The sequence below is a fragment of the Enterococcus sp. DIV1368f genome (assembly GCF_051712245.1).
GTDB classification, from domain to species: domain Bacteria; phylum Bacillota; class Bacilli; order Lactobacillales; family Enterococcaceae; genus Enterococcus; species Enterococcus faecalis.
Genome location: NZ_JBIOON010000001.1, coordinates 862,638 through 882,176, shown reverse-complemented (window position 1 = coordinate 882,176; position 19,539 = coordinate 862,638). Strand labels below are relative to the sequence as shown.

Sequence of the window (19,539 nt, the reverse complement as noted above, 5' to 3'; positions counted from 1 at the left end):
TTTACTTTTTAATTATTCACCTGGTGCTGCAGTTGCAAGGTTTAAGATTGCCCCTGAATTTGAAGCGTTGTATTCGATAGAATATTCGCCGACTAAACCAATACGTTTTGAATCAGTTGTTTTAGCCAATTCCTCTGCGCGCCATTCTCTCAACGGGCGTAGTTCCACATAGTTTGTGTCTAAAGCAATCATTGTTCCACTTGGTAATGATGGCTCAATTAAAGCTGTACCTGATCCATAATTTGAAACAATTTTTCCTAGTTGCAATCCAAAAGCGACCTGATCCCCAAAGTTAAACACTTTAGTACCTGTTTTATCAACTTCATCGGTCATTAAATCAACCATATCAGTCGAAACTAGACATAGTTTTTCACCTGCATAACCTTTGTCAAACATGACTTTAAACATTTTATCTACATCTTTACGTGTCACCGCATCAGCTGCAGACGTTTTAACTAAGTTATCAGAGTTGATTAAGTTAATTACACCAGCCATTTGTCGTCCTTTAGTACCATTTTCATCAGCTTTTACACCAATTAATAGCTTTTTGTTCAAATCTAACTTCATTTCTAATGCACGTTGAGAGACTTGATTAGCTAATTCACTACCTACCCCATTTACATTGATAGCATCTAATGTACCTGAAACAGAAGTAGATTTACGGAAAATTTCAGTGTAGTTATTGAACCATTTACGCCCTGAATCTGCATCTTTGTATTCTCCGCCTTCTAATTGTGCAGATGAATCTTCTCCATCAAGTTCTGATTCACGCCATTTGATCTCCGTAGAAATTGCTGGGCTAGTTTTACCAGCTCCTAATAACCAACTTAGAAACGGTGTTGACGGACGTTGTAATGCATTTACCTCTTGTGAAATATCTAAGTATTCTAGATTATTTACTGTAGTTTTTTTCATTTATAAATTCCTCCTAATTAAATGCTTGTAATTTTTGACCTAATGCTTCTTTAGGATTTTCAATCGGTTGCGTTGACTGATTACCATTAGTCGCATTAGTTTGTTGCTTATTACCGAATGCTTTTGTCATTTCCATGTTTTTAATTGCTTCAGCATGCTTCTCGTTGATTGTTCCTAAAACGCCTGTGAACGCTTCTACAGCTTTCTGTGTGAATTCTGTATCTGAACTAACTAAAGTGTTCAACATGAACTGGGAAACTGAATCTTTCAACTCTTTATCAAGCTCTAATCCTGCAATTTGTTCAGCTACAAAAGCTTTATTTTCATTCGAACGGCTCTTAGCTTTCTCTGCTTCAAACTCAGCTTTTAATTTCTCAAGTTCTAGCTGTTCTGGTGTTTTGTTCTTTTTAGCTTCTTCATATTGCTTCACAGCTTCCTGTTTTAGCTTATCGAGGTTATTCTGTTTCCAAGCTTCTAACTGTTTATCTGCAGCACTTTGTGATTGAGATTGAATGAATTTCTGTGCATCTTCATTCGATTCGACAAATGCTTTAAAATCATCAATAGTGAACTCTGGTTCATTTCCCCCACCATCAGCAAACATCTGCAAATTCATTGGTAATAATTTTTTTGTTTTCATTTTGTTTCTCCTTTCGCCCCGCGATTCGTTTGTACGCCCCGCATTGCTTTAGATTTATTTATTGCGCCCCACCATTCAATTAAGCCTAGCATTGCGCTAGTTTACCGTCATTTCGGACAAAATAAAAAGCCTAACTTTCGTCAGACGTTAATTGCTCTTCTTCTCTTAGTAAATGCTCTTCATAATCTGCATCTAAGTAATCATAGGGATCCATCTAATCACTCCCAATTCTTGTGAACCAATTCAGCACCTAGCATTTGATAATCAGTGACAGCATCTTTTACATTTTGCAGAGTCCTAGACACAATCGAAATAGTTAATTTACTTTTTTTACCTGGTAATGAATACAAAATATCAACGTGACAATAATTACCACTCCAAACTGATTTAAGCTCATCTTTGACGATATTACCGTTACCGTCTCTCAAAGTGTGTTTGGTTAAGTATCGTTCGTTTTCTTGTTCAAAAGCTTTTTTATAGGCTTTTTCTGTACCATTGGTAACTTCTAGATTTAATACTGCTTCGAATAATCCTTTCACGATCTCACCTCCAATTTTAGGGTATAAAAATAGCACTCAAAGTTATCCTTTAAGTGCTTAGTAAAGTCTGCTATGGTAATCTGACGGGACGTGGACCGATTTATTTTCTTTAATATGCTCATCAATGAATTTCGCTAATTTTTTTGCACCTAGAATAGAAAAATCGAAGTCATCACTCTTTGTTACATCGATATATTCATATATTGGAAACTCATCATGGAAATGTTGTTCATACTTTTTAACTGCATCATCAATAATAGACCATGCGCCATCTTCGCAACTAAACACTTATTTCACCGCCTTTAAAATATCATCTACTAATTTTTCCCATTGCCTTACTGCTGTCGGAAAAATCTCTTTCATTAATTCTCTTGACTTATCGTTAGCAACCACTTCTGTCATATGTGCAAAAAATTCCGTTTCTGTGCTACCTGTTGTTTGCCAATAGCGCTTGCCGTGACCAAAACCTAACGGATAGTCTCCTAAAGAACCTATAGATTCAATCATATCTGAAATAGCGGATACTGAGTTAGGATTTTCCCTAACTATTTTTGATAATCGTTCTCTAGTTTTTTGTAAGTTCTCTGTATTTTTTTTATAAATTTCCGCCCTTAAGTCATCATAAGCCTTTTTCTTATCCGCATTTCTAGGTCTATTACCTAAATCATTATAGGATGGCAAATCTCCGTTTACATATTTCCAAAAATCGCGTTCTAGCGCTTCTTTAATGTTATACTCAGAAAGTGACGATGCGTGTGTTATATGCTCTTCTATAAAAGTGGTTCGTCTTCCTAGCTTTCTTTTTATCAGTTTTCCTGTCGGCATCGTATTTTTTCCTGTTAATACTTCAAGCCCAAGATGATCCAAAGCATGTCCTATCTCATGATAAACTGTTTGATAAGGATTAACACCCCTATCCCCATCAAATGATTTTTGACTAAGTTGAATTGATTTGCCTTGTGCAAATGCTCTTACTTCTTTGATGTCTTTAAACTCCAACTTATGCCCTATCACATTTATTAAGTTTAGCACCCTTTGGTCAGTTATCCCATCTAAATGATCTAAAAAATTAGAATAATTTTCTTTTCCTAAAGCTTCTTGCATGTTTGTTTTGTCTAATACGGATTTTAAATCGAGTTTAGTTGCACTAACTTTTGGATGATTTAATTTAATACCCCACTGCTTACTTGCGAATTCATCCAATAAATCACCAAACATCTCTTCATACAATTTATCTATGTCATCGCTAATTTCAGGAACAATTGGTATTTCAGTACAACGGCAACGTCCATGATACGGTGGATGCCAATCATCTTTAATCTCTTTTCCATGACGTCCACCACAAATAGAACAAACACGCTCATCTTCTGCCGACCAGCTTTGTGTTTGCTTAACACCTACATCCTTTAGCGATTTTCTTACACCTTCTACAGCAAAATGTGAATATTCCGTTCTAACAAGATTTTCAATCGAACGATTAAACTTTCCTTGTTCCAACTTAAACATACCGCTAATAACACCATCGTTTTTCATCGTTCTAAGAGCTTCCACAACCCCTTCACCACTTGCCAATGAATTAATAATGGAATTGCTCAAACGTTGCTCTAAACTTGAAATATTGCCCCACAAGCGAGATGAAAAAGTTTTGCCGCTCCATGGATAATTCAGAATGTTTTCCAGCTCTTTTTTTGATAAACCAGAAGCAGAGCCGCCTAATAATTGCATCAACGCATTAGAATTAGAATTGTAGATTCGTTTTGTAATGTTTTCTAAGTCGTTATTAAATTTACCGTTAACGTCGCTTGCGATTGCTTCATCAGCTAGCGTTGAAAAGATATCTGCTCGTAATTGTAACAAACGATTAACTTTCGCATAGTCATAGGACGGAAAATATTCATCAATGAATTGCTTATAAGCTTCATCTGATTCCATCAACTTTTCATAGTTTTTTTCGATATACTTGCGGTACTTTTCTTGGTCTCGTTTGCTAAAGTCTTCTAGCATTTCACTTTGTGTGATGTCATGTAAATCCGCTTGTGACAATAGCTGTCGTTGAATTTTAACTAAAGCACGTTCAAAAACAGATTCTAGCTCACTAAGAGTTTTCTTCTCTAGTTTCAAACGTGCTTTGTCTTCTAATTCTCGGCGTTTTTCCCAATAACGTTCACTAGCCGTTATTTTCTTCTTCGTCATTATCCGCACCGCCTAGCTTGCCGTATTCCCCGCTTGGATAGTTTTGCCCTTGTTCTAAATTCATCATGTCCGCCTCGTAATCTGGATCTTTAACGAATGGAATTTGATTAATGATAGTACGTTTTGATACATAAGGTGCTAATTTAGGCAACGCCTCAGCAAGATATCCAATATCGGTTGGTAAACTACGACTAAATGTAAACACAATTTTAGAAACATCTACTTCTAATTTATCGTTAAATTTTATAAAAGCTGCCATCGTCTCTGCAACTTCTTTTAATCCTTCTTTGAAGTACTGTTCTTTCGTGTTTGTTTTGGCTTCTAGTGCTATTATTTGCCACTTGCGAGCTTCACCAGAGCTATTGGATTTAAATACTTCATCGTTGAAGTCGATTGACTTAGTGACTGTGTAGTAAAGCTTTTTCAACTGATTAAGATGATACTCGTTGAAATCTTTGTTAATATCTTTCGTTACATAGCCAACCTTAGCTTGTGGATCTGGCAAGTTAATAATACCTAATTGCTCCATCATTCTTCGTGCTTCTTTTTCATCCAATCGCGAGCCACTAATGGCCATGTAAGCAAGTTTAAACTGTTCAACTTCGTTTTGTTGGTCAGACAGGCTTCTATCAAATGCATCAGAAAGTTCCTCTGCTACTTCAAAATCACAATAACGGTTCGTGTTGTTTTTAAATTCTGATAGATAGAACGTTTCTAAAGGGTTATCAGTTTCTGATGTCAATTTAAATGTTTCAGCCGCATTCATTAAATTTGTTTCCACGTATCTGTTATACGTTAAGATTTTTTTCTTAGTAACAACTTTCATTTCTTCGAAAAATTTCTTTTGGTGTGTGTCATATTTTTCTCGAATGAAAATATCTGCATTTTCATATTTTTCGGCTCTCCATGGCTCAACGTTGCTAGCCCACATCTGCCAACCTTTAGCAGTTTCAACGGGTTCTAACAAACGAAAAGCAACCCCACAAGCGCCTTGATATCGTGCCGTGTCTGAATCCAACATTGCGAATCGCATTTCTTTAACTAATTCTGCTAGTCTATCGAATTCTTTAGGTGCTTTTATCTTCGCGCTGACGTTACCTAAAAATAAATCCTTTGTTTTTTGAATTAAGGACTTCCGTTGTTCAGTAATATCATAATCCCATTTAACTGGGATACCTGTGAAATGATCAGCTGCTTGATCAACAATGGTGTTGTATAAGCCAGCGTGAAGTTTATTATTCACTTTTATAATTTTTGTGTTTGGTTTAGGTCTGCTATCAATCTCATTTTCTTCACTTGTATAAGCTTTGTATTTACGCTCTCTGTCATCAAAAAATGGCTTCATCTCTGTTATAAAGTCATTTGGATCAAACAGCTCTTCGTTTATTTGCGTAGAATATTTCGTTCGTAATCTTTTATATCGACTCAACGTTAAATCACTTTGGAACAATCATTCCACCTCCTAAAATTTAATGAAACTTACGTTATTTTTCTCCATGTCTTCGCTAAAAGCGTATCTTGTTGCATCGATTGTGTGGTTATCTTTATCTTCAAGCCTTGGCTTAGGATTGCCATCTTTATCCGTCTGATAATCAATGTTTTCAAACTCTTTGGCTATATTTGGAGTTCTTAGCGGGTCGATACAAATAAAATCCAAATCATCCAACCATTCCTCGCCATACTGCACAGAGTCGGGGCCTTTTTTAACCCCAAATACGTGGCTCATTCCGTGTTCATTGTTCAATTCTGCTATGGATTTAGGTTCTGCTGAATCCGATGCAATACGATCAGACTGATAACCTTTTGCTTTCGCCTTTTGGGCAAACTCACGATTACTGATTTTCACACCGTATATCTCATCAATAGCATAGATACCATTTTTCTTTTTATCATAATGCCATCGAACGAACGCTAACGGATCAGTAGCATAACCGAAGTCAAGACCGTTTCTGATATTATCAAAGTTAGCTACCATCTCATCAGTAATACAACCTTTTATTACTCGTAAATTATCAAACGGAACAACTCCTGAACCAATAGCTTTGCCGTCATACTCCCACTCAGCACGTTTCGGATTCTTAGCTCTCGTGGCATTAACTTCTTCAATAAATGCTTGAGCTATGAATGGATTATCCTTATATGTTGAATGATGAACGAAAGTATTCTTAGGTTGGAAGCTAGATTCATATTTCTTATTAACCCATGATTGTCGTCGCTTAGGAGGATTGTACGAATAAAAAAATTTATAAAAAAGACCATCTGCTAATTCACCACGTAGTAATGAGTTAGTTATGGTTTTTACATCATCTTCTGTTTTAAACTCGGCTAATTCCTCAATCCAAGCTACAGCAAATGGAAATCTTGAATCCTTTAATGATTTAATCCTTTCTGGATTCTGTGCGCCTCGAAAAACAATATAATTACCCCTAGGTTTATAGGTGATTTTCATAGGACTTTTATTTACTTTAAAATACTTAGACACACCTTGCTCCTCAATGGCCCACTTAATCTGTTCAAAAATAGATAACTCAATCGTATTATCAACATATCTAATGGCCACAGCATTTACAGGATATCTCATAATCAATTGAACGATTATGTGTGCTATGCCAGATGATTTACCTGACCCACGGCCACCTTTTTCAACAACATGTAATATATTTGAGTTTAATGCTACCCTCCAAGTAGTATGAAATGCTTTAGGAAGAAATTCAGATAATTTTTTACTCATATTCATCACCTGATATATCATCGATGAAAACTGGCATATCCATGTCTCCACTTGTAGCATCTAAACTAGCTTTAACTTTTTCAGTTTGAACCTTCAATAGTTGTAATTTGGCATCATTTGCTAGCAAGGCATTCTGTTGCTTAATAGCCTTTGTTAACTGATTGCTAATTCTTGTCAACGCATCTTCAATAGCCAGAATGTCATCTAGTTTTCTAAATGTCTTACGAGTTATTTGCACATCTTTTAAAACTTCTCTCTTGACAGTGACAACTTTTCCGCCAATCGAAGATGGTTCTTTGACTTTTCGCAACTGTTGCAGTCGTTCAACCTCTTCATCGTTTAAGCCTTTCTCAGCCTCTTTAATACGTTTCATCATTCTAAACTGGCGAATTTTAAGCAGGCGAATTTCATCATTCAAAATAAAAAAAGGATCATCATTCAGATTAGAATAGATGTCCTTTTCTTCGTCAGATAACATATCGGCAAATATTGTTTCGTATTCGCCAGTTTTAATAGCGTTCTTATTACCTTTAGGAGGAGAACCTCCTTTGTTCCCCTTAGCATTTTTATTACCTGGCGGCGCTCCACTTTTATTGGTAACGTTACTATTCGATTTAGTAACGTTACCTTTTAATTCTTCCGCCCATTTATCAACAGATTTCCATTTCCTGATTTGAGAATCAGAAACATTTAGTTCACTAGCTAATTCTTTAAGAACCTTTTTCCCACCTGAATCTAGCCATATTTTTTTAGCTTCATCACGACGAGGGTCTCTTTTTCTAGCCATCCATTAACACCACCTCACTTTTCGCTTCAATAGTTGAGTTTGTTTTCGTAAATCAAATATACTTCTCTACATTCTCTTGTACATGTTTGTCACTCCAACACCCATGACCGCAATATACCAACTTGCAATAGTCAATTTCTTGTGGTGTAGCTTCTCGTGTCATCTCAATGATGGAATATTCTTTCTTAATCTGCACCGACATTACTACCCGTTTATGTTGGTTTTTCATGGGTTTCGGATAATGGTGGTTCAGGGATATGTACCAATAATTATCCATCCTTCATTCCCTCCAAACAAAAAAAGAAGCCATCAAGGCAATCTCTTTTATTCTTCATTCTTATTTGTTATAATTTTATTAGGTAGCAACTCCTTTTATTTTTAAATCAACACCTTATGTAATTCATGATTCCATGAAAAGACACACAATTAGCTACCTAACCGCTAGTATGTCACCACTAGCGGTTTTTATATGCATCAGACAAGACAATTAATGAATGATTTGCTATAATTTATTTACGGGTAGCGACATACCTTAGAAAATTTCTTGCACATGAAATTCCTCATATCGTACTAGTTACCTAACCACCCATGATTAATTTCACTGGTGGTTTTTTTGTTGTTCAGTAAACATAGTTACTAACTCATCATCTGAAGCTCGATTGCAATTAATGTAAAAAAAACAAACACATAAATGTTTTACAATTTTTTTAATATTTGTTAGAATTTTTACAGGCAGGAATTCCTTCTTGATGAATTTAGATTTTGCGATTTAAAATTCTATCAACAAGTCTTACTATAACTGCCTATCCGCTAATTTTCCGATATTAGCGGTTTTTTACATACTAAAAGAGACATTCTTAATTAATTTTATGTACTAAATATGTCATTTCTTACATAAATTGGATAATGTCTATCACTATTAATTTGCTATAATGCTTTTGGGTAGCAACTCCTTAAATGCTGAAACAGTTATTTACACCTAGAAAACCCATCTTTTTGTAATATAGTCTGCTACCTATCCACTAGATTCCATAGTCTAGTGGTTTTTTTACGTATAAAAAAAGACTGCACGGTGAAAGTGCAGCCTTAGATAGGAAGGAAAATCTTAACCGTCATCTGATCGTAAAGGTAGTTACATTTGACTTATTGACGATTTTTTTATTTAAGTAGCATAGCTACTTACTGGAATAACGAGACTCGAACTCATGACCCTACGATTAACAGTCGTATGCTCTACCAACTGAGCTATATTCCATCAAAATGTCACTTCCTATTGTTAATTATATTCTAAGGTGTATACTTCAAGTAAGGAGGTGATAACATGACTTATTCTACAGGTGAAAAGCCAGGCAAAGGCACCTATACTTGTACTAATTGCGGTCAGCAAGTTGTATTAGATGACAAAACAGATACACTGCCGCCATGTCCTAGATGTGATAATACAAAGTATAGAAAATAATTATTTATAAGCAGTCTTTTAACGGACTGCTTATTTTATATTAATTTACGAAGTGTTTTACCTTCATCATTTAAGAGCCATACTGCAACAATTTTAAAATCTTCGTAATATGGCAGGTTAATTGCAGTTGTTTGCTCCTTGCCAAATGTAATGACAATCGGGTTACTCTTGTTAAAAACTTTAACTGCGTCACTATCACAAGAAGTCCCTGAAACCCCTCCGATATAGTCCACTAAAAGTTTCGCTGCTTCTTTACCTTCTAATTCTTTTTTATTAAACTTATCAATTTGCAATAACATATAAATCTTCCTTTCTGTCTGTCTTTTTTTGCATATGCTAGCAATCGCCAAATATATCCCTTGCAAACTTTTAGAAAAAAGAGGAGGTTATTCACCTCACTTCTTTAGTTTTATAATTTGTGGTTTGCGAGAGAATCTAAATGAGATCACAAGTGACTAAACGAAGAAAGTAGATTTTTTTACTTCCTTGTGATCTCAAATCAAAAAAATAAGTAGGCAATCGTTCCGTTAATGTATTTGTGTAAGTGTGTCGCATTTCTTATTTTTTTGACACTATCATAATAATCCGTTTCAAAGGTATATGAAGTGTAGATAAAGTGTATAAAAGAGGTATAAAAAGTGTAATAAATGGCTACTTAAAAGCAACCAATTCCAGCGCTGAAGCAAATTGAACAATGATCATATTAGATTCTTGTTTCACTGATTCTTCGCTGATACAGTTTCGTTGTGCTGCTAGATAGATTGGATTACCGTTGATGTATCGATCATAGAAAATCCTTTTTCTTCGCTCGGTAACATCTGGTTTGTGCGGATGCTGAATCGCAGAATAACCTCTAACAAAAAGCTTATGAAGATAATCAAACTCTTCTTGTGCTTCTTCTTTCTGGATTAACATTTGCTCTGCTTCGAAAACGTTATTGGCCGTTGATGGTGGAACCAAAGAGAATGAAGCTGTTACTTTTGGTTCCCTCGGCTGGCCAACACGACATCTAGCAGCAAGATAGGCAGACAGGAACACACTGACGTTATGTTTAGTTTGCTCCATATCTACGTCCTTTGCATCTGGTGTTTCATATTTCTTTACGTCAAAAAGTACCATACCTTGATTCCCCCGTTTGTGGTATAATATTCGTGTCGAGAATATTACCAACGGTCGGAGGAATCCGGCTTTTTTTGTTGGCAGCTTTCTTTACTCATGATAAAATATTTTTATTGTGACCAATGTTTGGGGCAAAGTAACCTCACATATCACAAGCTACCACTTTTCTGGTAAAATATTCTTCTTAGTCAACCAGTGGTCGGTTGGCTTTTTTATTGTTTAATTCGACCGTTATCGGTCTGCCATACTTTAAAATTTTCCAAGTGCCAGCATCATGTGACATTGATTGGCCCATTTCATAGTGATGCTTATCAAATTCAGCTTCTTTTTTTGAAAGATATGGTTCTGAATACTCAACATAAACGCCATCGACTTGTCGCCCTAAAATATAAACTTCTGGATAACTTAGCATTGCTTATCCTCCCTTAAGTACATTTCCGAGCTGACGTATTCCTCTATTAGTTTGACGGTAAACTAATATCACTAAGTTTCTATCAACGCATTTCAAGTCAACATATTCAAAAACATCCTCTGGATTTTTCTTGTTTAAATCTTCAAAAAATCCAGTAATGTGAACATCGTAAGGTTGAGTATTGAATTCTTTAAATTTGATCATTTATTCAGCCTCCATTTTCCCATTAATTAAGTTTTCAATTTTTCTCGTATCCGCTGGCTTAAAATACTGCTCATATAATTTTTCGATTTCATTGTCTAATAATCGGCGCTTATCCTCTACGATTGATTTGAACAATTCTTTTTGTTTTGGCGTTGTAAATTTCAATTCTTCTAAAAGCATCTATTCTTCCCCCACTTTCACAGCAAACGGCCAGTAACGTTCATCAATTGCTTTGATTTCTTGTTCAGTGAATTTTACTAATTCTTCAAAACCTTCATTTTCGATGCATTCCCACACTTCGATCCAAATAAAATCTTCACCAGTGGTAGTTTTACAGTCCCCCTTGATTAAAAATCTATCAAAACCAAAACTCACATAATACAATTGCTCTTTCTCGACTTCGTATCCATGAATCCAAGCATCTAAAAACTCTTCTAAATTATTTACAATCCAAGCTAAAGCTTCGCTATCCATGGTGCCTTTATTAACTTTGTTATGCCAGCCTTTAAAATATCTCATTAGATATGCTAAACTGATTTCTTTTCCTTTGTAAATTTCAATCATTTCAGCCACTGATCTAGGCACCACGACTTTTTTCGGTTCGTCTAGTTTTTTCGCTAAGCCAATAGCAATACTATATACTGTGTCTATTCCGTTATAAAAAGCGTTGTAACCATCACTAATACCCCGTTTAATATTTTGCTGTCCTTTTTTTAATTCAGCAATCAATTCTTGTTTATTCATCGCTGTTCCTCCCAAAAAAGTCAACGTTTCCTAGGATTTCTAATTCTCCGTCTGGATACACATCTAACCAATCATGCGCACCAATAAAATTATTAAAGGCATTCAAACCTTTTGTTTTATGATAGTGATTTACTCCAAATCCTACTAATAAAATTTCACCTCGTGATGTTCTAACAACGTCATGATATTTAATTACTTTACCGTTCTTGTCTTTTATCTCTTCAACACAATTTTTGTAATTTTCGTAGCTCATTCTTCTTCCTCCTAAAATTCAAGACTATCGCTTATCATATTGCCTAATTCATCCATGATTTCGTGTGGCAACACCGCTTGTACATTGACGCCAGTTTCATCACATTTTTCTTACAAACTCACTGGCTCTTTTTTATAACCAGCATCAATCAAAATTCCCTCAATCACATAAAGGTCCGTTTTCTGCTTTAAACTAGCCTTAAATTTCTTCGCAATATTTCTAGCTTTGTCTAAAGAAACGACTTCATATGTTTTAGCCAATACATCCGCAATTATTGCGGATGTTGGCGTGTAATATATCTCCAGCAAAATGAACACTCACTTTCATTTCATAAATCTAATTTAAAATTTAAATGTTCAGCTTTATATTCCCAGAATTTGTTTCTAGGCATTCCTAACGCTTCTATGATTGCATTCACTGAATAACCAACCCACTGCAAATACAAATATTCTTGAATGGTGAACTTGTCTTTATCAATTGAGCTGATTGGTTTAGATTTATCCATTGTTTGCTCACCAATATCCCTACCAAGCATTTTAATTTGACGATAGACCATGCTTTTTGGATGTCTATACCAATCTGGGTTTTCATTCATTAACTTAAGCATTTCTTTTCGCTTTTGCTTTTTTTCAGCTTGAATACGTGCTATATCTTCAAAAATTACACTGTTCATTTTTTAACCTCCTAAAAAGGCAGATCATCATCGCTAATGTCGATTGAATTACCTGCGCCTGCGAACGGATCTACATCTCCACCAAACGACATTTGTTGGCTGTTATTTTGCTGATTTAAGCCTTTATTTTGATTTGTAGCATAATTCCCCTCGAAATTGTTTTGAACGCTTGTACCGTCATTCTGTGACGTCTGAATGCTATTTCTATTCTCATTGGCGCTTTTTGGCTCTAATAATTGGAAACTCTCGCAAATAACTTCAGTCACATAGACACGTTGGCCTTGTTGGTTGTCATAATTACGAGTTTGAATTCTGCCAACAACTCCTAATAATGTTCCTTTGCGAGCATAATTAGCCATTGTTTCAGCAGGCTTACGCCAAATTACACAGTTGATAAAATCCGCTTCTCGTTCGCCGTTTTGGTTTGTAAAGTTACGGTTCACAGCAAGAGTAAAGCTTCCAACTGCAGAACCACTTGCGGTGTAGCGTAAATCAAGATCTTTTGTCAATCTTCCGACTAATACCACATTATTTATCATTCAAATCACTCTCCTTAACGAACACACCATTGACATTTTTTCCCTTACGATCTTTAATCTCGTTATACGCTTGGTTCAGACATTCGTATAAATCCATATCATTTTGCATAGCAAGAATAACTAGTGTCACAACAACATCACCGATACCATCCCTTAAATCATTTTTATTATTTCTTGCTAATGCTGCTGCGACTTCTCCGACTTCTTCAACCACTTTTAGCATTTGTTTCTCAGGCTCTGCGATATCTAGATTTTTTTCTCTTGCCCATTTCTCAATTAATTTAACTAATTCATTCATCATTTACCCTCCAAGTATTCTTTTATTTGTCTATCAAGCTCAGCTTGTTCCTCTGACGAAAGTTTCTCTTCTTCTTGCTTCTGATTGTTAGCCCATTCAGGTAACTTTTCTTGTCTCATTGGCACCTTAGAATAGGCTGGCAGTTTATTTGTTTGAGACAGATCATATTCATCGTTGTAACGATCATCACGTATCCAACGAAACAATTCTTGCGGGTGATACCAATCGTTTAATTTAATATATGCAAGATAGTCCTTATATCCTTTTTTAAACGACTCTAAATCTTCTTCCGTCTTGAACTTCTTTAAAAATTGTTCTCTAGCTTTTTTCTTGTTGGTTTTCTTTGGATAAGTTTGCCAAACTTTTTCGAATAATTCAGGCATAGTTGAGCTCGGCTCAACACTATTCTTTTTATTCTTTGTATTATTCTCTGTATTATTAAGTAATGTATTATTCTCTGTGAAGTTTTCTTCACCAGGGGTAGTGAAATTTTCTTCACCACCCTCGTGATGATTTTTTCCATAGGTGATGAAATTTTCTTCACTAGGGGTGTAGAATTCTGTATCGGTTGGAAAAGGCAATATATAGATATGTCTACGATCTACAATTTTGCTATCTGGTTTGTAAAAGACTTGTATCTTTATATATTTTCGTTTTTCTAATTGCTTCATCCATGATATGATCGTCCGTTTGCTAACGTTGTATAGGCTGGCAAAGTATTGATTTGTTGCCCAACAGTAGCCTCTTTCATTTGCTAATGCTGTCAGCTCTCCATATAATAGCTTTGCATTCCCATTTAATTGGTTATCGTAGCGGACAATGGCTGGAATGATAGCATAAAAGCCTCTATGTTCATTCATTGGTTATCCTCCTATATTTAATTTCTTGCGTTCCTCAATATTTAGTTTGACTGGTTTTATTTGATACTTATTCAAAAAGTTCTTAGTACCAATACGATGTTCTTCTTGGTGATGGAAACGGCAACCTGCATAAAAAGTAAAATTTTCATGGCTGATTTTCTTACGTTTGCGACCCATACCAACAACCTCAATGTGACAAACGTCAGCATGTTTACCACAAATACAGCACTTACGATATTTCAGGCAGTAATAAAACCATTTGTTATTTTCAAGCAAGTATTGGTATCTTTTTTCCAGTGGTATATCGTTTTTCAAAATGAACTCAATCAAGAAACCGATCCACTCAGTCGCTTCATTCTTGGTAGCTCTACTATGTTCAAAATAAACACCACTCTTAGCCTCGTAGTAGTATTTCAAGACACTTTCAATCCATTTAGGTTCGTCATAGCTCCAACGTGCCACATCGGCTATTAGAACGTGAGAAAGTGCATTCTGTTTTTGAGACATCTGTCGATTATCTAAGAATTCAACTTTCGCTAAATTATCATCGTTATTAGCCAGAAGTTCGAGAAAATTTGAATTTATTTCATCCTCAAATTCGATGACCAATTTATTTCCTATGTGGTTTATGATTTTTCCAATCACTCAATCACTTCTTTTCTTTTTTTGCCTTTTCTGCTTGGTTCGTAGCTTGAGCGATTAGACGGCCAATCATTCCATAATGTTGTTTGTTCATTTGTTCTAATTTTGTTATTTTATCTAATTGTGGATAGCTCTCTTCAATCCATAAATTTAAACGCTTAATCATTTCTTCTGTTGCATCAAAACCAACGATTTCGCTCAATGCTGATAATGCTGCTTCTGTTTTTTCCAGGTCTTTCACTTCAATTGTTGGAGGCTCTGGTAAATCTTCACCTCTATAGATATATAATCCTAACCCATGTTTTGCTAACGCCTTAACAAATGCACGTTTCAATGCTTTATTTACCTGCGTCATTGTCGGCGATGTTACATCGTTATTTTTAAAATCTAAAATAGGGTATATTTCTGTCTCTTCGACTTCTTTAAAAAGAACAGATACTTCTACATATGAACCACCATTTGTTGTCTGATATGGTAATTCTTTTGATACTAAAAACTCTTTTCGATCTCCCTTAACTACCATCCAATGTTCAAACTCACGAATAGAAATAATGGCATTTGGATCGTGCTTCTTCATAAGTTCGTGAGCATCGGACCACGGTAGATAATTGAACTTTCCTTTTTGTTGTATACGTTTTGATACATCTATTTCAGTCATTTTCTGAAAATCTGTAATAATCTTTTTCTCAGTCATTTAATAGTGCCTCCTTGTATACTTTGCCTAAACCGATGTAATCAATCTTTTCTAAATACCGTTGGTCAAATTCTTCTATTACATCTACAATGCTATTTTGAGTGACAATAGCTGTTAATTCATGACACTTTAGCTGTGCTTTTTTATCATATTTAAAGATTTTAAACCACATCTGAAATACTCCATCTTCATCTGCAATTTCATTTCCGAAAAAGTCAGTACTATCAATTTCATCGTTTTCATATTGTTCCTTGTTTTGCTTTTTAGGCGGCTCTGTTAAAAATCGATCTAATGCATCTGCTTCACTACGATTCATTCACAAGACCTCATTTCTGTGATATAATTTTTCTTGTATAATTTTTGTATGCGACTTATTGCTTGCCGGCTTAAGTCGTTTTTTTGTCGTCATGCGACACCTCTGCGCTCTTTTTGTTGCGCAATGTATATTTTATTTTTTTGTTGCTTGTACCATAAATCAGCAAGTTTTTTTGTTTGCTGTAATTTTTCTTTCCTTGTCATTTATTTACCTCTCTATCTTCAAGTGCCAGATCATAAAACAGTGTCCAAATGATGAATAAGCCGATATATACATTTTGGATAATCGGATTAAAATTTCCGCCTACTATCAACCCCAATCCGAAAACGATTAGCAACACTGCAATTCTTCTTAAGTTATAAATTTTTCTCATTTCATTTCTCCTTAAATATGCATTCTATTTTGAATCTCTAAGTATCTTAAAAATTCAAGTTCTCTTTCAATTTGATAGGCTTTTCCTTCGGTCAGTTGTTCTGATTGTCTAAGCGCTGCTCTATCATCTTGTAGCTGTTTACGCTCTTTTTTGATTTGGTTGAGTATCCAACTTTCTTGTTCAGTTGTATAAGCCATAATATTCTCCCTACGCTATGTCGTTTAAGTCTAAACTCATTTGTCTTACAACTGTTTTTGTTGCTGTCGACGGCTCCCAGTCGTTGATATATTCAATCACGATTGGATAATGTTTTTCTCTTAATTGTGATCGGGTACCCACGCCTGTAATTTGCTTAATACCTGAATTAATATCTTTGTATAACTTTCCACGCTGTTCCTTTGTAATTTTTCCAAATCCTCTTGCCACTTCTGCTACTCGTTGATGAACTCGACGTGATAAGTAGCTATAATCATCTGCACCGATTTTTTGATTGTCTTTTAAGTCGGCTACTTCTTTTTCAATTACATCTACACGCTCATTTGTTTCTTCATTTGCTGATAAAGCAAGCATCGCCAATTCTCTTTGAGAGGTTGGAAGTTTAGGCTGTTGAATTTCTTTTTCCATTTGATTAAAAGCCTCAATATATTTCAGTTTGAACTGCAATGCCTTTTGACCAGTGAACCCCATTGCTAACAAAGTGAAGCCGTCGCGATTCATAATAACTTGGCGATAAGATTGTTTGTTTTGTGGATGAATGTAGGTATCTTCGTAAAATAGGTCGGCATAATTTTGTGCCACCCCCTCTTTTAATTCATCAATGGCTTTTAGAACAACTTTGTGTTCTTTGCCAAAAACTTCAGCAACTTGTAAACTACTTGTTACTGCTTGGTGGTCTTTCATAATTACTAAATTTGTCATTTTGATTATTTCCTTTCTGGTATAATTATTTTGAATGCGAGGTGAATAATAGTGGATACTCATGAAGATATAGATAAAAACACTCTTAAAATATTTAAATATATTTATAGAAAAACAAATTATTTTCGAAAAAAAGGAGCTACTGAAGGTGAATTACGTAAAAAGTTTCCAAACTCAAGCATTTCACTATTTGTGATGGTATATATAAATAGCCAGTTTCTTATTGGTAAAGATGAAAGCGGCAATTATTTTACTGAATGTTCTAGTCCTTTTTATTCGACAGAAAAATACAGATATTACACAACTAACAAGTCCAATAAACTTATAGAAGAACATCAAAATAAAAAATTTTTATTTTGGGTCCCTTATCTACTAACTACTTTTATTGCAGTCACAAATTTATTTATAAGTATCATTACCCATAAGTCTGATATCATCAATTTCTTCAAGGCGTTGTTCAATTAACAACGTCTTCCTTTTTTCTACTAATTTCTCTGCAAGCATAGTTGCATATCGAATCTCATCACACTTATTTCTTTTATAGAAAAAACCTTCAGAAAACATAGGTAGTTCGTCAAATCCTTCTGGTTTAGGAATTCCGATTCTCACATCCCATTTAAAATTTCTAAAATTATTTCTAATATTAATTAATTCTCTTAAACTAATTTCATCATCACTCATGTTCTGCCTCCTTATTTATTTCGTTTGTATTTGTTACATTTACCGTATTTACCAGTTTTAGTTGCTCCCTTTCTTTAAAATATCTGCAAAATTTTCATCTAAAAATTCAAGCATTTTTCTTCTCTGAAAAAGATAAGTATCGCGACCGTCCCCTGGATAATAAACAAAACCATCTTTATTTTTATCTACATCTAATAGTTTTCTATATCTGGGATTTTTCAATACATTACTGGTAAACCATTCATACCCACGATTTACCCTGTCTAATACCTCTTTTAACGTCATCCAGTTTCCTGTCTCATCAGCTTTTTTTAATTCTTCATATTCAACTTTAGAGATAATAACGTAATCTGAAGGTACTGGAATTTTAGCTTCTAGATATTGCATTAGTTGTTCCTCCCTTTACAATTCGTACATAGTGATAATCGAATCTATAATTCTGTTTGCTTCTGCAGAAGTCTTTTTACCGTTTAAAATCAAAGATAAGTAGCTTTTGCTAATTCCAAATCTTTCAGCAAGCATGGTGTAAGTTAAGAACTTTGAACTTTCGACATATTCTTTGATTTTTTCTCTATCTCGTTGAGTGATTTCTGCAATGTCAGTCATACTAAAACTCCTTTCTAACCAATTTCCTCTAAATCCATTTGAGGGTAATATCCTTCTTTTTTTAGTAATTCGTAGATAAATAGACGCCCTTTCTGTGTCCATTTGGTATTCATTACAATTTTAGTGCCACCATCGGCTTTCGGAATCTCACTTGTGTGCGATTTTGTGTATCCTTGGTTCATGTGTTTTTTGCACAATAACCATTGGTTACCGACTTTTTTCTGAATACCTAGTTTATGAAGTAATTTATTCATCTGTTGTGGAGACATCCCATAATCTGCTGCAATCTGACTAATTGTTACTGAATCTGTAGAAGACAATATGCTATCTAAATAGGAGATTTTCGGTTCGTACTCTGCAATCTTTTGTTCTGCGATTAATCTTCCAGTACGTTCTTCTTTCAATTTAGTTGCTAATTGAATGATTGTATCTGGATTAAGCAAAGCTTCTTCTACTTTTTCTGGAGTTAGATAACCTCCATGTTTTCTAATTGCCGGCAACACTTCACTTGTTACCCAACGTTTAAATTTCTTAGCAGAGGGAAGTTTTGATTTTAAGATTAAACTGTAAAGGCCTGACTCGTTGATGATTGTCATATTACGATTTTGACCTGATGCACTAATTCTGTGCATTAGCTTATCCTCTTCATCAACATGATTTCTGACAGCGTTGTCTGCGCGTTCGTATCCAAGAATTTCGGCTACATCTTTTCCTACGAAATACGGTTCATCATTTACTAAAATTGTCCGAACTTCGTTTTGTTCGAAATTAAAAATTTGTGGTGTGTTCATATTTCTCATTCCTTTCTTTTATATTCGTAAACAAATTTAACAACTATTTTCTAAACTTAATTGACAAAATCTGACAGTTTGTCTATAATCAAGACATAGTTAAATAAGACTAAAAAATATTGATTTTCAGCTTTCTTGGCGGTCAGCTCATT

32 protein-coding genes and 1 tRNA gene are annotated in these 19,539 nt (G+C 34.8%); 1 reads left to right on the top strand and 32 read right to left on the bottom strand.

The window, feature by feature from the left end:
* Positions 1–12: 12 nt before the first annotated feature.
* The 10 genes from IGL07_RS04540 to IGL07_RS04495 form a co-directional block, all read right to left on the bottom strand.
* Positions 13–915, bottom strand: coding sequence for an SU10 major capsid protein (locus IGL07_RS04540; protein WP_217953941.1), 903 nt, complete (start codon positions 913–915; stop codon positions 13–15).
* A gap of 13 nt (positions 916–928) precedes the next feature.
* Positions 929–1,555 (bottom strand): capsid assembly scaffolding protein Gp46 family protein, encoded by a 627-nt coding sequence (locus IGL07_RS04535; protein WP_104681296.1) that lies wholly within the window; start codon positions 1,553–1,555, stop codon positions 929–931.
* A 218-nt stretch (positions 1,556–1,773) separates the two neighbouring features.
* On the bottom strand, positions 1,774–2,094 hold the full coding sequence (locus IGL07_RS04530; RefSeq protein WP_010823182.1) for a hypothetical protein: 321 nt from the start codon (positions 2,092–2,094) through the stop codon (positions 1,774–1,776).
* A 57-nt stretch (positions 2,095–2,151) separates the two neighbouring features.
* A complete protein-coding gene (locus tag IGL07_RS04525; protein ID WP_002380437.1) occupies positions 2,152–2,382 on the bottom strand; it encodes a hypothetical protein in 231 nt (76 codons plus the stop codon).
* Positions 2,383–4,287, bottom strand: a complete 1,905-nt coding sequence (locus IGL07_RS04520; RefSeq protein ID WP_438747262.1) for a head protein — start codon at positions 4,285–4,287, stop codon at positions 2,383–2,385.
* Positions 4,262–5,737, bottom strand: coding sequence for a phage portal protein (locus IGL07_RS04515; protein ID WP_105194786.1), 1,476 nt, complete (start codon positions 5,735–5,737; stop codon positions 4,262–4,264). The genes IGL07_RS04520 and IGL07_RS04515 overlap by 26 nt, the downstream gene beginning before the upstream one ends.
* 12 nt (positions 5,738–5,749) lie before the next feature.
* Complete coding sequence (locus tag IGL07_RS04510; protein WP_438747261.1) at positions 5,750–7,039, bottom strand: PBSX family phage terminase large subunit; 1,290 nt, start codon at positions 7,037–7,039, stop codon at positions 5,750–5,752.
* Positions 7,011–7,805 (bottom strand): phage terminase small subunit, encoded by a 795-nt coding sequence (gene terS, locus IGL07_RS04505; protein WP_002406140.1) that lies wholly within the window; start codon positions 7,803–7,805, stop codon positions 7,011–7,013. The genes IGL07_RS04510 and terS overlap by 29 nt, the downstream gene beginning before the upstream one ends.
* A 52-nt stretch (positions 7,806–7,857) precedes the next feature.
* Positions 7,858–8,082 (bottom strand): hypothetical protein, encoded by a 225-nt coding sequence (locus tag IGL07_RS04500; protein WP_002404955.1) that lies wholly within the window; start codon positions 8,080–8,082, stop codon positions 7,858–7,860.
* Positions 8,083–8,987: 905 nt separating this feature from the next.
* Positions 8,988–9,060: transfer RNA gene (locus tag IGL07_RS04495), tRNA-Asn, on the bottom strand.
* Positions 9,061–9,126: 66 nt separating this feature from the next.
* Between IGL07_RS04495 and IGL07_RS04490 the strand changes: the two genes are divergently transcribed.
* Positions 9,127–9,264: a zinc ribbon-containing protein gene (locus IGL07_RS04490; protein WP_010773976.1), complete on the top strand. Its 138-nt coding sequence runs from the start codon at positions 9,127–9,129 to the stop codon at positions 9,262–9,264.
* A 35-nt stretch (positions 9,265–9,299) separates the two neighbouring features.
* Here IGL07_RS04490 and IGL07_RS04485 read toward each other — a convergent pair whose 3' ends face one another.
* The 22 genes from IGL07_RS04485 to IGL07_RS04380 form a co-directional block, all read right to left on the bottom strand.
* Positions 9,300–9,563, bottom strand: coding sequence for a hypothetical protein (locus tag IGL07_RS04485; RefSeq protein WP_174084463.1), 264 nt, complete (start codon positions 9,561–9,563; stop codon positions 9,300–9,302).
* A gap of 352 nt (positions 9,564–9,915) precedes the next feature.
* Positions 9,916–10,383 (bottom strand): ArpU family phage packaging/lysis transcriptional regulator, encoded by a 468-nt coding sequence (locus IGL07_RS04480; protein ID WP_002380819.1) that lies wholly within the window; start codon positions 10,381–10,383, stop codon positions 9,916–9,918.
* Positions 10,384–10,567: 184 nt separating this feature from the next.
* Positions 10,568–10,795, bottom strand: a complete 228-nt coding sequence (locus tag IGL07_RS04475; protein WP_438747260.1) for a hypothetical protein — start codon at positions 10,793–10,795, stop codon at positions 10,568–10,570.
* A 3-nt stretch (positions 10,796–10,798) separates the two neighbouring features.
* A complete protein-coding gene (locus IGL07_RS04470; protein ID WP_174081545.1) occupies positions 10,799–10,999 on the bottom strand; it encodes a hypothetical protein in 201 nt (66 codons plus the stop codon).
* On the bottom strand, positions 11,000–11,179 hold the full coding sequence (locus IGL07_RS04465) for a hypothetical protein (RefSeq protein WP_174081546.1): 180 nt from the start codon (positions 11,177–11,179) through the stop codon (positions 11,000–11,002).
* Positions 11,180–11,743, bottom strand: coding sequence for a DUF1642 domain-containing protein (locus IGL07_RS04460; RefSeq protein ID WP_174081547.1), 564 nt, complete (start codon positions 11,741–11,743; stop codon positions 11,180–11,182).
* Positions 11,736–11,996, bottom strand: coding sequence for a hypothetical protein (locus tag IGL07_RS04455; RefSeq protein ID WP_085443012.1), 261 nt, complete (start codon positions 11,994–11,996; stop codon positions 11,736–11,738). The genes IGL07_RS04460 and IGL07_RS04455 overlap by 8 nt, the downstream gene beginning before the upstream one ends.
* 110 nt (positions 11,997–12,106) lie before the next feature.
* Complete coding sequence (locus IGL07_RS04450) at positions 12,107–12,313, bottom strand: hypothetical protein (protein WP_104844326.1); 207 nt, start codon at positions 12,311–12,313, stop codon at positions 12,107–12,109.
* An 11-nt stretch (positions 12,314–12,324) separates the two neighbouring features.
* Positions 12,325–12,669 carry a hypothetical protein gene (locus IGL07_RS04445; protein ID WP_202228969.1) on the bottom strand — a complete coding sequence of 115 codons (345 nt, stop codon included), beginning with the start codon at positions 12,667–12,669 and terminating at the stop codon, positions 12,325–12,327.
* An 11-nt stretch (positions 12,670–12,680) separates the two neighbouring features.
* Positions 12,681–13,208: a single-stranded DNA-binding protein gene (ssb, locus tag IGL07_RS04440; protein WP_375856349.1), complete on the bottom strand. Its 528-nt coding sequence runs from the start codon at positions 13,206–13,208 to the stop codon at positions 12,681–12,683.
* Positions 13,198–13,506, bottom strand: a complete 309-nt coding sequence (locus tag IGL07_RS04435) for a MazG-like family protein (RefSeq protein ID WP_002381633.1) — start codon at positions 13,504–13,506, stop codon at positions 13,198–13,200. Before IGL07_RS04435 ends, ssb begins: the two co-directional genes overlap by 11 nt.
* Entirely contained in the window at positions 13,506–14,366 is an 861-nt protein-coding gene (locus tag IGL07_RS04430) for a helix-turn-helix domain-containing protein (RefSeq protein WP_142954865.1), read from the bottom strand. The genes IGL07_RS04435 and IGL07_RS04430 overlap by 1 nt, the downstream gene beginning before the upstream one ends.
* A 3-nt stretch (positions 14,367–14,369) precedes the next feature.
* On the bottom strand, positions 14,370–15,011 hold the full coding sequence (locus tag IGL07_RS04425) for a putative HNHc nuclease (RefSeq protein WP_438747225.1): 642 nt from the start codon (positions 15,009–15,011) through the stop codon (positions 14,370–14,372).
* 4 nt (positions 15,012–15,015) lie between these two features.
* Positions 15,016–15,702: a DUF1071 domain-containing protein gene (locus IGL07_RS04420; protein WP_128437528.1), complete on the bottom strand. Its 687-nt coding sequence runs from the start codon at positions 15,700–15,702 to the stop codon at positions 15,016–15,018.
* Positions 15,695–16,018, bottom strand: coding sequence for a hypothetical protein (locus IGL07_RS04415; RefSeq protein ID WP_033600921.1), 324 nt, complete (start codon positions 16,016–16,018; stop codon positions 15,695–15,697). The genes IGL07_RS04420 and IGL07_RS04415 overlap by 8 nt, the downstream gene beginning before the upstream one ends.
* A gap of 199 nt (positions 16,019–16,217) precedes the next feature.
* Positions 16,218–16,391: a hypothetical protein gene (locus IGL07_RS04410; protein WP_002381626.1), complete on the bottom strand. Its 174-nt coding sequence runs from the start codon at positions 16,389–16,391 to the stop codon at positions 16,218–16,220.
* Positions 16,392–16,402: 11 nt separating this feature from the next.
* Positions 16,403–16,588 (bottom strand): hypothetical protein, encoded by a 186-nt coding sequence (locus tag IGL07_RS04405; protein ID WP_002411350.1) that lies wholly within the window; start codon positions 16,586–16,588, stop codon positions 16,403–16,405.
* A 10-nt stretch (positions 16,589–16,598) separates the two neighbouring features.
* Positions 16,599–17,309 carry a Rha family transcriptional regulator gene (locus IGL07_RS04400; RefSeq protein ID WP_438747259.1) on the bottom strand — a complete coding sequence of 237 codons (711 nt, stop codon included), beginning with the start codon at positions 17,307–17,309 and terminating at the stop codon, positions 16,599–16,601.
* A gap of 399 nt (positions 17,310–17,708) precedes the next feature.
* A complete protein-coding gene (locus tag IGL07_RS04395) occupies positions 17,709–17,990 on the bottom strand; it encodes a hypothetical protein (protein WP_438747258.1) in 282 nt (93 codons plus the stop codon).
* Between the two features lie 57 nt (positions 17,991–18,047).
* Positions 18,048–18,377, bottom strand: a complete 330-nt coding sequence (locus tag IGL07_RS04390) for a DUF771 domain-containing protein (RefSeq protein ID WP_128437533.1) — start codon at positions 18,375–18,377, stop codon at positions 18,048–18,050.
* A 15-nt stretch (positions 18,378–18,392) separates the two neighbouring features.
* Positions 18,393–18,596, bottom strand: coding sequence for a helix-turn-helix domain-containing protein (locus tag IGL07_RS04385; RefSeq protein WP_002296611.1), 204 nt, complete (start codon positions 18,594–18,596; stop codon positions 18,393–18,395).
* A 14-nt stretch (positions 18,597–18,610) separates the two neighbouring features.
* Complete coding sequence (locus IGL07_RS04380; RefSeq protein WP_438747257.1) at positions 18,611–19,387, bottom strand: phage antirepressor KilAC domain-containing protein; 777 nt, start codon at positions 19,385–19,387, stop codon at positions 18,611–18,613.
* Positions 19,388–19,539 lie beyond the last annotated feature (152 nt).